Raw genomic sequence first — 13,384 nt, forward strand, 5'->3', positions numbered from 1 at the left:
GCTAACAGGCCTCGATCTGCTTGATGCCGATCTCGCTGCCCTGCTTTAAATAAGTGCGCTCGCTGCCGCACAGGGGGCACACGCGCCCATGGGCCACGGTGGGGTAGGTGCGCTGGCAGCTTTGGCAAAAGGTCACGGCGGGGACGGTCTCGACCAGCAGCCGGGCCCCCTGCAAAAGCTGCGAGCGGCCCACGGCCCAGTTCCAGCAGTCCTGCAGGGCATCCTGCAGGACGCCGGACACCTCGCCCAGCTCCAGCGTGACCGAGGCGACCTGGGTGAGACGGTTCTCGGTGCCGATCTCCTCGATGCTTTTGATGATGTGAAAAACGATGCCCAGTTCATGCATGGCGCTGCTTCCTTACTTTTGGCCCTTGTCTTTGTTGAGGGCGATCTTGACCTGCCGCTTGAGCATATAGGGCAGAATGGCCTTGAACTTATCCTCGGCTTTTACCATTTTGCTGCACCCGGGCAGCTCGCGGCTGAGGTGGATGGCGTCGAAGGCGCACTTGGTGGTGCACAGGCCGCAGCCGATGCACTTATTGGGGTCCACGATGCTGGCACCGCAGCCAAGGCAGCGGGCGGTCTCGCGCTTTACCTGCTCTTCGGTAAAGGTTTTGTGCGCGTCGCGGAAGGAGCGGCGGTGGTCGATGGTTTCGTCCATGCCGGCGATCTGGCGGGCGGTGTTGTCGTATTCTTCCAGCAAAAGGGCTTCTTTATCGAGCTCGATGAAGGCGCGGCGGTCGCGGCCGATGGTGAGGCTGCTGCCCGGCTGCACGAACCGGTGGATGGACACGGCAGCCTGCTTGCCCGCCGCAATGGCGTCGATGGCAAATTTGGGGCCGGTGTACACATCGCCGCCCACAAAGACGTCCGGCTGGGCGGTCTGATAGGTGAGGGGATCCGCCTGGGCGGTATCGCCGCGGCCCAGCTGCACGGCGCTGCCCTCGAGCAGCCCGCCCCACTGGATGCTTTGGCCGATGCTGAAGATCACCTGCTCACAGGGCAGGGTGCGGGTCTCGGCGTCGTCGTAGCAGGGGGCGAAGCAGCCGCTCTCGTCGAACAGGGAGACGCATTTTTTGAATACCACGCCGGTCACGCGGCCGTTTTCGGTGAGGATCTCTTTGGGGCCCCAGCCGCAGTGCAGCGTTACCCCCTCGTCCAGCGCCTCGGCGATCTCCTCGGGCGAGGCGGGCATCTTTTCCCGGGGCTCCAGGCAGTACATCGAGACCTCGCCGGCGCCGCAGCGGCCCGCCACCCGGGCCGCGTCGATGGCCACGTTGCCGCCGCCGATGACCACGGCCCTGCCCTCCAGGCGCAGGGCCTCGTTTTCGCCCACGCGGCGCAAAAAGTCGACGGCGGTGGACACCCCCGCGGCGTCTTCGCCGGGGATGCCCGGCAGGCGGCCGCCCTGGCAGCCGATGGCAATGTAAAAGGCCTGATAGCCCTGGGAGCGCAGCTGATCCAGCGTGATGGATCTGCCCACCTCGACGCCGCAGCGGATCTCGACCCCCATCTGGCGCAGCACGTCCACCTCGGCGGCCACCACGTCTTTTTCCAGCTTATAGGAGGGGATGCCGTAGACCAGTAAGCGCAGGAGAGGCCCGCGGGACCACCGCCGATCACCGCGATCTTTTGGGGGAAGGGGCCCCGGTTGGAGGGCTGGACCACCGGCGGTACATAGCGGGTGGCGGCGTTCAGATCCTGCTGGGCGATGAACTTTTTCACCTCGTCGATGGCCACCGCCGCGTCCAGGCTGCCGCGGGTGCATGCGTCCTCGCAGCGGCGGTTGCAGACCCGGCCGCACACGGCGGGGAAGGGGTTCTCTTTTTTGATGAGGGCCAGAGCCTCGGTATAGCGGCCCTGGGCGGCCATTTTAAGGTAGCCCTGCACCGCGATGTGGGCGGGGCAGGCGGTTTTGCAGGGGGCGGTGCCGGTGTCGTGGCAGTTGACGCGGTTGTGGTCGCGATAATCGGGGTCCCATTTTTCGGGGCCCCAGGCCACGGCGTCGGGCAGTTCCTGGCGGGGGTACTGCACCGGGCCGTTGACCGTGCAGAGCTTTTGCCCCAGCTTTACCGCCCCGGCGGGGCAGTATTCCACACAGCGGCCGCAGGCCACGCAGTTTTCGGTTTCGACCTTGGCCACGTAGGCCGAGCGGCTCATGTTGGGGGTGTTGAACAGCTGGCTGGTGCGCAGAGCGTTGCAGATGTTCACGTTGCAGTTGCAGATGGCGAAGATCTTGTTTTCGCCGTCGATGTTGGTGATCTGGTGCACAAAGCCGTTGTCCTCGGCGTGCTTGAGGATGCGCAGCACCTCGGCGCGGTCGACATAATGGCCCTTGTTGGTCTCGACCAGGTAATCGGCCATGTCGCCCACGCCGATGCACCAGTCCTCGGGGTCGTCGGCGCAGCCCTCGCCCAGAACGGCGCGGCCCATGCGGCAGGAGCAGGGGCTGGCGGCGTATTTGCCGTCGTATTTTTCCAGCCAGTGGGAGATGTGCTCCACATCCACCGACTGGTTTTCGGCCTCGATGGCCTGTTCGACCGGGATCACGTGCATGCCGATGCCCGCGCCGCCCGGGGGCACCATGGCGGTGACCTTTTCCAGCGGGAGAAAGGTCATGCGCTCGAAAAAGCGCGCCAGCTCGGGGTGGGCCTCGAGCTGGTCCCTGCGCATGTTGCTGAACTCGGCGCTGCCGGGCACGAACATGGGCAGCACATACTGCTTTTCGCGCTGCGGATTTTCCCAGTTGAATTCGATCAGGCCCACATAGCTCATGTCGAACAAAAGCTGCTCGAGATGGGCCGGGTCCTTGCCGGTGAGCTTTACCAGCTGGGCCAGGGTTTTGGGCTGGCGGACCTTCATTTTGAGGGCGACCTCGGCCATTTCGTCGGTGACGATGCAGGCCAGACCGTAGTATTCGGGGTCGTCGACCGTGACCTTGTGGCCCAGGCGGTCGGTGATCATCTGGCCCAGCTTCAGGATCAGTTCGCGGGGGGCGTTTTCGGGCATGGTTATTTCCTCACTTTACTTTGCTTTTTGAATCGCCGTGCCGGGTTCATGCCTGCCAGGCGCGCACCTCCCCCTGCAGCCAGGTATACCATTCGTCCATTCCCTCGCCCGTTTTGGCGCAGATGGGGATCACCTTCGCCCGGGGGTTGCGCAGATGGACGTATTCCCGGCATTTTTCCAGATCGAAATCAAAGTAGGGCGCCACGTCGATCTTGTTGACCAGCACCACGTCGCACACCTGAAACATGAGAGGGTATTTGAGGGGTTTGTCGTGCCCTTCAGGCACGGATAAGATGGCCGCGTTTTTTACGGCGCCGGTATCGAACTCGGCGGGGCAGACCAGGTTGCCCACATTTTCCAGAATGGCAAGGTCCAGCCCGTCAAGCCCCAAGCCCTGCAGGCCCTGGCGGGTCATGCCGGCGTCGAGATGGCACATGCCGCCGGTGTGCAGCTGGATGGCCCTGACCCCCAGCGCGCTGATGGTGCGGGCATCCACGTCCGAGTCGATGTCGGCCTCCATCACGCCGATGCGCAGCTGCTCTTTCAGCGCCCCGATGGTGCGCGCCAGGGTGGTGGTCTTGCCGCTGCCCGGGCTGCTCATGAGATTGAGCAGAAAGACCTTTTTTTCCTTGAGCTCGGCGCGCAGCAGGGCGGCCTCGCGGTCGTTGTGCTGGAACACGCTCTGCCTGATCTCCAATGTTTTGAATTCGGCCATGGAAAGAGCCCCTCCATTTAAACAAAGAATTTGTGGGCCGCAGGCGCGGGAACGTGCCCATGCCAAGGCTGTTAATATTGTAACATCATCGCTTTTTAAGCGTCAACGCCAAGCGGGAAGAAGGGGGCGTTTTCTCACTTTTTATCGAAAAAATGCCTTGCAAACCGGCAAAATGACTGGTAAAATAAAAGTCTGGTATGTGGTATGACCACGTGCCAGGGGAGAGGGTGCGCCGGCACGGCTGCACGGGCGGCAAACGCGCCGGCACGCAGGGCGGTTTTAAAAAGGAGGAACACACGAATGGAGTTTGCGCGGCTTTCGGCCCCCAGCCTGAAGGAGCTGTTCGTGCAGCAGGTGCGGGACAAGATCCTGGCGGGGGAGCTGAGCGTGGGCAGCCGCCTGCCGCCCGAGCGGGAGCTTGCCCGCCAGATGCAGGTGAGCCGGGCGGTGGTGAACGGCGGGGTGGCCGAGCTTGCCCGCCAGGGCTTTTTGGAGCTGCGGCCCCGGCAGGGCACCTTTGTGGCCGATTATCGCCGCAGCGGCAATATGGACACCCTGATCGCCATCATGGACTACAAGGGCGGCATAATCGCCAACAGCGAGATCCGGGCCATTTTGGAGGTGCGCAGGGCGCTGGAGCATCTGGCCTGTGAGCTCGCCATCGACTGCGCCTCCGACGAGGATCTGGCGGGGCTGGGGGCGATTGTGGACGAGCTGGGCAGAGCCGAGACGCCGGGGGAGGCGGCCCGGATCGCCTTCCGGTTCCAGCACGAGCTGGCCTTTGTGGGGGGAAACAGCATTTTGCCGCTGATCTATTACTCGTTTAGGAGCCCGGTGATCACGCTGTGGGAACGCTTTTGCAGCCGGCACAGCGTGGAGGCGTTGTATCGCAATGCCTCGACCCTATTGGAGCATATGCGCGGCAGGGACAAGGCCGCCGTGAGCCGCTGGATCGACCAGTATTTGAATGAGGCGATCCGGGGCAGCCGGCAGATCTACGGCCGCTGAGGCGGGAAAAGCCGCCAAGACGGCAGAAAAGCAAAAAACGGGCGCGGAGAGGCCGCAACGCGCCAAAAACACAAACAAATTGCTTTTTACGGCGGAGTGCGCTATAATTTGATCAAAGACAAGCGAAAAAAGACCCGGCGGCGAACGGGCGATTTTGGGAAAAGGGGTGTTTTGAATGGGTTGGTTTGAACCGCGCACGCCGGTGTACGCCGGCGAGGGCGACGAGCTGCAAAAGGTAATGAAGCTGCTGAAGGATCACAGCATTGACTACAAGACACAGGTCGGCGCGGCGGGCACGCTGGTGCTGGTAAAGCGCAGCCTGGCCGACGAGGCGGAGATGCAGATCCGGGAGGCAAAGGCGCGCAACTGGCTTTGGTGAAACGCAGCCCCGGCGGCGCATAAAAACGCAGCCCCGCGCCCGGGGAAGGGCAGCGGGGGTGGCTGCGGGACCCTTGCGTGGAGGATCGGTTTTGCGCCGGAGCAAAAACAACAGAAAAAACAGCGCTGCGCGGGTCGGCCCCGGTCCGCAGCGCTGTTTTGCTTTTGAGGGGGGGAAGGGTCCCGGGGTGAACAGCGGCCCAAAAACGCAGCCGTGCCCTGGCTGGAAACGGCAGTGAGAAATTTTTAACGATGAACTAAAAAATTTGCAATTCCACCTCTCCAGGCACCGGCGGCAATTGTGTTTTTGCAAGGAAAACAGTATAATGGAAAACATAGGAAATGCGGAGAAAAAATATGACGCCGGTCAGGGGAAAGGAGGCGCGCGGCAATGGCCATCCCCTTTTTATGGGTGCCGGTCACGGCGCTGGCTTGCTACATTGTGCTGCTGGCGGCGCTGCTGCCTGCCTGCCGAAACCGGGCGGTGCGGGCGTTCGCGGCGCTTGTGGCCTGCTTTGTGCTTTGGACGGGCGGCAGTATGCTGATGCGCATGCTGCTGCCCATCGGGTGGGAACCTTTTTACATGGTCTCGCTGATCGCGCTGTTCTGTATTCCTGCCGTGCTGTACCGTTTTTTGCGGGAATTTTTAGAGGCGGAAGCCCCGCGGGAGGAGGCTGTGGTCTGGCTGCTTGCCCTGGCCGCGGCGGCGCCCAACCTGCTGGACGCCTATCTCGAAAAACCCACCCTGGAAAAACTGCCCTATGGAGGCGCGGTATTCCGCTACCATGTGGACTGGCGGGTGGCAATTCCCACAGCGCTGTGCCTTGCGGCGGTGGCGCTGGCGGTGCGCCTGGTGCGCCGCCAGCGCAGGACCCCCGGCCTGCCGCTGGTAACGGCAGGCATGGTGGTGCTGGTGGCAGGCAATCTGATCAGCGTGCTGCCGGGGAATATCTTTCCTTTTGACACGCTGGCGGGCATTGTGAACGCGGCGCTGATGTTCTGGGCGCTGTACCGGAGGGGGATGCTGCAGCTGCGCGTGTTTGTGGCGCCGGGGGCGATCAGCGCCATGGCCGCGGCCCTGGGGGGACTGCTGGCCCTGCCCGCGGTGCGATATGTGCTGCCCCTTCTGCGGCGGATGCTGGGCGACCGGTATGCCCTCATGCTGTGGCAGGTCTTCTGGTGTGCGGCGGTGGTCGCCGCGCTGGGTCTGTATCACCTGCTGCGCTGGATGGTGCGGCGGCAGTTCGTGCTGAAGGAAAGGCAGCGCAACCTTGCGCTGCAGCGGTTCAGCGTGGCGACGGCGCACAACCTTTCGCGGGAGGAACTGCTGGAGGCGCTGAAAAAAGAGGTGGAGCAGATCTACGGCCGCTGCCCGGCCTGCGTGTTTTTGCTGCACGAGCGAAGACAGCAATTTTTGCCGGTGCACCCCAAAGGGCTGGCGGGCGAGGTGCAGCCCATCGGCGCGGGCGACCCCTGCGCGGCTTGGTTCGGCGCGCAGGAGGGCTGTGTGCGCGCCGCGCAGGTGCAGGGAGCGGGCATGGAGATCGCGCCGGACAAGCTGGCGATGATGCGCCGGTACGGCATCCGGTGCATCGTGCCATTTAAGGACGACGAGAGCCTGCAGGGGATCTTGTTTTTGGGCGCCCCTACCCTGGAGCGGGACTATACCAACGACGATTTAATGTTTTTAGCCTCGATGGGGGCGATGATGTCGGTGGGGCTGAAAAACGCCCGGCTGTACCGCCGGCTGTACCGGGAAGCCCGCACCGACCAGCTGACCGGGCTTTTGAACCGGCGGGCGTTTTTGGAGGAACTGGAAAAGCTGCGGGCTGCCGGGCAGGCGTTTGCGCTGCTGATGCTGGACCTGGACGACTTTAAACTGTACAACCAGCTGTACGGCCAGCAGGAGGGGGACCGGGCGCTGGTGCAGCTGGCGGATCTGCTGCGCCGGCACGCGGGCGAAGCGGCGGCGCTGGCGCGCTACGGCGGCAAGGTGCTGGCGGCGGCCGTGCCGGCCCTGAGCGGCCCCGAAGGGGTGGCGCTGGCCCGCCGCCTTGCGGAGGCGCTGGACACCCTGAGCGACGCGAGCCTGTGCCGCCTGACCTTCAGCGCCGGGGTGTACGGCTATAAGGGGGGCAGCGAGAGCGCGCAGCAGATCCTGGAATTTGCCGACATGTGCGTGTTTGAGGTGAAGCAGAGCGGCAAAAACGACGTGCGGCTTTATTGCGTCGGGCAGGTGCGCGGCGCCCGGCCTGAGCCCGATGCGCAGGCCTACGCCCCCACGGTGTACGCCATCACCGCTGCCATTGACGCAAAGGATCACTACACCTTCGACCACTCGCAGAACGTGGCCGGGTATGCCCGGGCGCTGGCGGCGGCCATTGGCCTGGACGAGAGCCATGTGCGCATGATCTACCAGGCTGGCCTGGTGCACGACGTGGGCAAGCTGGCGGTGCCGGAGCATATTTTGTCGAAGCCCGGCGCGCTGACGGCCGAGGAATACAAGGTCATGCAGGGGCATGTGGAGGCCTCGGTGGCGATCATACGCAACCTGCCCTCGCTGGATTACGTGCTGCCTGCGGCGGTGACCCACCACGAGCGGTGGGACGGCAAGGGGTACCCCCGGGGCCTGGCGGGAAAGGAGATCCCCCTGGGCGGGCGATGCCTGGCGCTGGCCGACGCGTTCGACGCCATGACCAGTGCGCGCTCGTACAAGGCGGCCTACAGCGTGGAGTACGCGCTGGAACAGATCCGCCAGGGCGCGGGCGCCCAGTTTGACCCCCAGCTTGCGCCGGTGTTTGTGCGGCTGGTGGAGGAGGGGACCATTCAGACCGAGCGGGAGCATGCGCAGCCCGCACCGCTGTAAAAAAGAACAAGAGACGGCCGACGATCTTGTCGGCCGTCTCTTGATTTAAACGGGCTTAAGCGCTCAGCCCTTTTTGCCCTTCAGGTCCTTCATGCGCAGCTCGTGGCTGAGGATGCGCTTGCGGATGCGCAGGCTTTGGGGGGTGACCTCCAGCAGTTCGTCCGGCGCGAGGAATTCAAGGCAGCCCTCCAGGCTGAACTTGCTCACCGGAACCAGGCGCAGCGCGTCGTCTGAGCCGGAGGCACGGGTGTTGGTGAGGTGCTTTGTTTTGCACACGTTCACGGTGATGTCCTCGCCGGTGGGGGTGTAGCCCACCACCATGCCGCCGTAAACCTTTTCGCCCGGGGTGAGGATGAGGGTGCCGCGGCCCTGGGCGTTGAACAGGCCGTAGGTCACGGCCTCGCCGGTCTCGAAGCTGATCAGGCTGCCGGTGCTGCGACAGGAGATATCGCCCTGCCACTCTTCGTAGCCGTCGAAGATGGTGTTCAGGATGCCCTCGCCGTGGGTGTCGGTGAGGAACTGGTTGCGGTAGCCGAACAGGCCCCGGCTGGGCATGCGGAATTCCAGGCGCACCCGGCTGCCGATGGGTTCCATCTGCTGAAGGATGGCCTTGCGGGCGCCCAGGGCGGTCATGACAGCGCCCTGATAGTCGGTGGGAACGTCGATGACCACCCGCTCCATGGGCTCCATGGTCTTGCCGTTTTCCACATGGGTGAGCACCTTGGGCGGGCTGACCTGCAGCTCGTAGCCCTCGCGGCGCATGGTCTCGATGAGGATGGAGAGGTGCATTTCGCCGCGGCCCATCACCCGGAAGGAATCGCTGGTGGCGGAATCCTCGACCTTGAGGGCCACATCCTTGAGCAGCTCGCGCTGCAGGCGGTCGCGGATCTGGCGGCTGGTGACGAACTTGCCCTCGCGCCCGGCGAAGGGGCTGTCGTTCACCGAGAAGGTCATCTCGACGGTGGGGTCGTTGATCTTGAGGAAGGGCAGGGGCTTGACAAGGGCGGGGTCGCACAGGGTGTTGCCGATGGTGACCTGCGTGATGCCGCTGAAGGCCACAATGTCGCCGGCTTTGGCCTCGTCGACCGGCTCGCGGCCATTGGCCCGGAAGTCGTAAAGCTTGGTGATGCGGCCCTTGAAGTTTACGTCCTGGTCGTGCCAGTCGCACACCTGCACGTCCTGGTTGACCTTTACGCAGCCGTTCTGGATGCGGCCGATGCCGATGCGGCCCACAAAATCGTTGTAGTCAACACTGGAGCAGAGCATCTGGAAGGGGGCCTCGGGATCGCCCTCCGGGCACTTGACATATTCCAGGATGGTCTCGAACAGGGGCTTGAGGTCGGTGCCCGGAACGTCGGGGCTGTAGCTGGCGGTGCCGGAGCGGCCGGAGCAGAAGACCATGGGGCTGTCGAGCTGCTCGTCGGTGGCACCGAGATCCATGAGAAGCAACAGGATCTCGTCGATAACTTCCTTGATGCGGGCGTCGGGCCGGTCGATCTTGTTGACCGCGATCACCAGCGAGAGGTTCTGCTGCAGCGCCTTTTGCAGCACAAAGCGGGTCTGGGGCATACAGCCCTCGGCGGCGTCGACCAAAAGCAGCACGCCGTTTACCATTTTCAAGACCCGCTCGACCTCGCCGCCGAAATCGGCGTGGCCCGGGGTGTCGACAATGTTGATCTTTACACCGTTGTAAACGGTGGAGCAGTTTTTGGCCAGGATGGTGATGCCGCGCTCGCGCTCGATATCGCCCGAGTCCATGACCCGGTCGGCCACCTGCTGGTTATCGCGGAAAGCGCCGCTCTGCTTGAGCATCTGGTCCACGAGGGTGGTCTTGCCGTGGTCCACGTGGGCGATGATGGCAAGGTTGCGCAAATCTGTACGTTCCATGTTTTTACCCCTTTTGATCGGTCTCTTTTCTTTTTTTACATATTATCTCGATATTAACACGCTTCTTATACTAAGGCACCGGTATTCTTTTGTCAAGAATATACAAATAATTTTTCGGGATTTGGCGCTTGTAACAAAAATACCGGCGGGCCGAGGGCAAAAAAACGGGGTGAAAAGGGCCTGGTCAGGGGGCTGCGGCGCGTTTTTTGCGCCTGGCCGCCAGCCAAAGCCAGGCGGCCAGGGCGGCGGCGCTGCCGCAGCTTATGGCGAGGCCCGTGCCGAGCCCCGGCGGCACAAAGCGCAGCTCCACCGTGTGGGTGCCCGGGGAAAGGGGCGCGGCCAGCAGGGAATTCAACGCCTTGAAGGGCTGCACCGGCTGCCCGTCCACCCAGACCCGCCAGCCCTCTTCGCAGGGGATGCTGGTGAAAAGGGCGGTGGTGCCAGGGCCGGCGGTGATGCTGCCCTTTACATAGCCGCCGCCCCAGCTTTTTACAGAAAGGCCGCCCTGCGCCAGTTCGCCGCAGGCGGCGGCCAGCGCGGCGGGACGCTGGACGGCAAAGTGCCAGCCCGCCAGGGCCAGCTGCTCGCCCGCGCTGCGAAGCTCTACGGTGAGGCGCTGGCCGGTGGTGACCTGCCCCAGGAACAGGGTGCCGTTTTGGCTTTGGGTAAGGGTTTCGCCCACGAGCCGGCCGTCCACCAGGACCTGGGCGCCGCAGTATTGATCGTACACGGGGAAGCTGGCGTAAAGCGAGCCGCTTGCCGGGGTGGTGAGGGTGAACACCAGGCTGCCGCCGGTGGCGGGAACGTCCACGGAATAGCGATAGCCGTCGAGCACCGAGAGGCCCACAAGCCGCGGCTCGCCCGCTTCCAGCGGCAGGAACACCCCCGCCTCGCGGCCCAGAAGCGCCGAGTACACGGCCTCGAGATTGGCAAAGGGAACGTCCAGCGCCAGGCGCCCGGCGGGGATGGAGGCGGCCGCGAAGGCCACGGGGAGCGCCAAGGGGTTTTGCTGCGCGCCGCCGGCCGCGGCCCAGCCCGGGCGCTGGGCGCCACCCAGCTGGTATTTGACCGCCAGCAGGCTGGCCGCAGCGGTACTGACGCCCTGACCATCGGTTACCCAGCCGCTGGTGCCGGCAAGGCCCACCGCCCGCAGCAGCTCGTATGCGGCGGCGGAGTAGCTGCTGCTGTAATGGGCTGTGCCCGCGTAACCCAGCAGAAAGGGGGCGTTCTGGTCGGGTGCGTCGGGGTACTGGACCCGATAAAAGCCGGGATCGGCGGCTTGCAGGCGCTGCACCTTGCCCTGCCATTGGTCCAGGACGGCGGGCTGCGCGGCGGTGGGCACACCGAAGGCCTTCAGCGCCAGGGAGCTGTTGAGGGCAAGCTCGGCCGCCAACACCGCGGCAAGGGCCGCGGGCAGCCAGCGCCGCAGGCGGGGGCGCAGGGGCGGAAGCGCGTTCCAGCCCCGCGCCGCCAGCTCCAGCAGGGTGAGAATGAACAAAAAGCTGTAGCGGAAGGGAAACCAGCTGGGGGATTGGAAGCCGTGCCAAACAAGGTCCGGCGTGCGAAAAAGAAAGCTTGCCAGAAGCGCGGCCAGAAGCCCCGCGCCCGCCAGCTTTTCGCCCAGGGAGGGGCCCCTGCGGCAAAAGAAGGCAAGCGCGAGCACCAGCGGCAGGGCGCCGCAGAACACCAGCGGGAGCTGATTGGTGGCCGTGCCCGATGGGTACGCGCCCGCAAAAAATTGCCGCAGAAGGGCCGGGGGATCAAAATTCAGTGCAAAGCTCCACTGCATGGCGTACTGCGCCTTGCCCTGCGCCAGCGCGCGGGCGATGGGCAGCAGCATCCAGGCTGCAAGGCCGCCGGCCAGAGTGCTGGACACGCAAAAGCGCGCCGCAATGCGAAAGCGCCCGGGAGCGTTTGGCAGCGCCAGCCAGTGCAGAAAAAAGTAGAGGGAGGAATAGAGGCAGAGCATCCAGCCGATGTAATAGCAGGTGAGCACCGCGGAAAAAAGGGCGGCGAGATACACCCAGGGCCGCCCGCCCGCCAGCAGGCGGCGCAGCCCCAGGACTACCAGCGGGGCGAGGATCACGCCGTCGAGCCACATGAGGTTTTGGGCAAAGCCGGCCATATAGCCGCTGAGGGCGTAGGCACCCGCAAGGGCCAGGGCCACGGGCCCGCGGCAGCCCAAAGAGCGCAGGAACAGGCCCATGGCAAGCCCCGCCGCGCCGGTTTTGAGCAGGGTGATGAAAACCACCGCCAGGCTTAGCTTTGCGGCGGGGAAAGCGAGCAGCAGCAGATTGAAGGGGCTGAAAAGGTAATAGGCGTTCAGGCTGAGCGCCTCGCCCCCCAGGGCCTTGTGCCAGGTGTAAAAAAGCCCCGGACCGAACAGTTCTTTATAGCTTGCCATGAAATTGAGGTACTGACCGCCCATATCGCCAAAGAGCAGGGTGTTTGTGCCGAAGGGCTCGATGCCGCGGGCGGCGTAGACCCCGGCCAAAAGGAGAAGAGGCAGAAAAAAACACAGCGCCAGCTGCACCCGGCCCCGCATTGCAGCCCGGTCATCCCGCATTTTCAGCCCGCCCCCTTTGTTTCACAAGTCGTTTCAGTATACCCCGGATCTGTGAAAAAATTGGGAAGAAAACCTTTCAAATTGGAAACGAAAAAGAAACAAGGAGAGGGCGGAAGCTGCAAAACGCGCGGAAAGCGGCGGCGCGGCAGAATTGACTTTGACGGCCGGAAGCTTTATGCTGAATAAAAACGGCCGGGCCGGGGAGGACGCGGGTATGGAGCGGGGATCTGTTCACCTTTATTGGGGCGAAGGAAAGGGAAAAACAACGGCGGCCGTGGGGCTTGCGGTGCGCGCGTTGGGCTGTGGGCTGCGGGTGACGGTAGTCCAGTTTTTAAAAAACGGTGAAAGCAGCGAATTGGAGCCTTTGCGCAAGCTGGGGGCACGGGTGTATTCCGGCAGTGCCGGCACAAAATTTGTATTTCAGATGACACCGGAGGAAAGGGCCGACACCGCCGCCCGGCAGACGGCCCAGCTTGCCCGGGCGCTGGCGGAGCCCTGCGATGTGCTGGTTCTGGATGAGGCGTGCGCGGCCTGGCAGCTGAACATGGCGGACCGGGCACTGCTGCAAAAAACGGTGCTGGAACGCCCGGCGGGCCGCGAGACAGTGCTCACCGGCCGCGAACCGGCGGATTGGATGCGCGAGGCGGCGGATTATTCCACCGAGATGCGCTGCCACAAACACCCCTACCAGCAGGGCGCGGCCGCCCGAAAGGGCGTGGAGTTTTAAGTGGGAAGCCGTGGGACAAGAACGGAAAAATGTTGGGAGCGCCCGGCGGCCGGTCCAGGCTGCCGGGCGCTCCTTGTGTGAACTAAAACACGGGTGACCGCTCAGCCCGCGGCGCGCAGCAGGAAATTGTAAGGCGCGGAGGCCACGGCGGTGCCCTGGGGGTCGGAGAGGGTGAAGAGCAGGCGGTAGGTGCCGGCCGAGGCGGTGCCCGCGAGGGTGAAGGTGTTT

Annotated in this window: 8 protein-coding genes and 1 pseudogene; 4 read left to right on the forward strand and 5 right to left on the reverse strand. The window is 64.0% G+C overall.

Annotated elements, in window-relative coordinates:
* Position 1: 1 nt before the first annotated feature.
* From ACMLHZ_RS00915 to hypB, 3 genes and pseudogenes are all read right to left on the reverse strand, one after another.
* On the reverse strand, positions 2 to 346 hold the full coding sequence (locus ACMLHZ_RS00915) for a hydrogenase maturation nickel metallochaperone HypA (RefSeq protein ID WP_418665939.1): 345 nt from the start codon (positions 344 to 346) through the stop codon (positions 2 to 4).
* A 12-nt stretch (positions 347 to 358) separates the two neighbouring features.
* Positions 359 to 3,009: pseudogene (locus ACMLHZ_RS00920) on the reverse strand (FAD-dependent oxidoreductase).
* Positions 3,010 to 3,055: 46 nt separating this feature from the next.
* On the reverse strand, positions 3,056 to 3,724 hold the full coding sequence (gene hypB, locus ACMLHZ_RS00925) for a hydrogenase nickel incorporation protein HypB (protein WP_418665940.1): 669 nt from the start codon (positions 3,722 to 3,724) through the stop codon (positions 3,056 to 3,058).
* Positions 3,725 to 4,024: 300 nt separating this feature from the next.
* On the opposite strand from hypB, the gene ACMLHZ_RS00930 reads away from it, so the two are divergent.
* The 3 genes from ACMLHZ_RS00930 to ACMLHZ_RS00940 all read left to right on the forward strand — a co-directional run bounded on the left by ACMLHZ_RS00930 (position 4,025) and on the right by ACMLHZ_RS00940 (position 7,976).
* Complete coding sequence (locus ACMLHZ_RS00930) at positions 4,025 to 4,732, forward strand: FadR/GntR family transcriptional regulator (protein WP_418665941.1); 708 nt, start codon at positions 4,025 to 4,027, stop codon at positions 4,730 to 4,732.
* Between the two features lie 175 nt (positions 4,733 to 4,907).
* Positions 4,908 to 5,111: a hypothetical protein gene (locus tag ACMLHZ_RS00935; protein WP_418665942.1), complete on the forward strand. Its 204-nt coding sequence runs from the start codon at positions 4,908 to 4,910 to the stop codon at positions 5,109 to 5,111.
* 390 nt (positions 5,112 to 5,501) lie between these two features.
* Positions 5,502 to 7,976, forward strand: coding sequence for an HD domain-containing phosphohydrolase (locus ACMLHZ_RS00940; RefSeq protein ID WP_418665943.1), 2,475 nt, complete (start codon positions 5,502 to 5,504; stop codon positions 7,974 to 7,976).
* A gap of 63 nt (positions 7,977 to 8,039) precedes the next feature.
* Here the strand turns inward: ACMLHZ_RS00940 and typA are convergent, their stop codons facing one another.
* Entirely contained in the window at positions 8,040 to 9,863 is a 1,824-nt protein-coding gene (typA, locus tag ACMLHZ_RS00945; protein ID WP_418665944.1) for a translational GTPase TypA, read from the reverse strand.
* Between the two features lie 184 nt (positions 9,864 to 10,047).
* On the reverse strand, positions 10,048 to 12,429 hold the full coding sequence (locus ACMLHZ_RS00950; RefSeq protein WP_418665945.1) for a YfhO family protein: 2,382 nt from the start codon (positions 12,427 to 12,429) through the stop codon (positions 10,048 to 10,050).
* Between the two features lie 214 nt (positions 12,430 to 12,643).
* Between ACMLHZ_RS00950 and ACMLHZ_RS00955 the strand changes: the two genes are divergently transcribed.
* Positions 12,644 to 13,156 carry a cob(I)yrinic acid a,c-diamide adenosyltransferase gene (locus ACMLHZ_RS00955; protein WP_418665946.1) on the forward strand — a complete coding sequence of 171 codons (513 nt, stop codon included), beginning with the start codon at positions 12,644 to 12,646 and terminating at the stop codon, positions 13,154 to 13,156.
* Positions 13,157 to 13,384 lie beyond the last annotated feature (228 nt).

This window comes from Allofournierella sp. (genome assembly GCF_048388525.1).
Taxonomy (GTDB): domain Bacteria; phylum Bacillota; class Clostridia; order Oscillospirales; family Ruminococcaceae; genus BQOK01.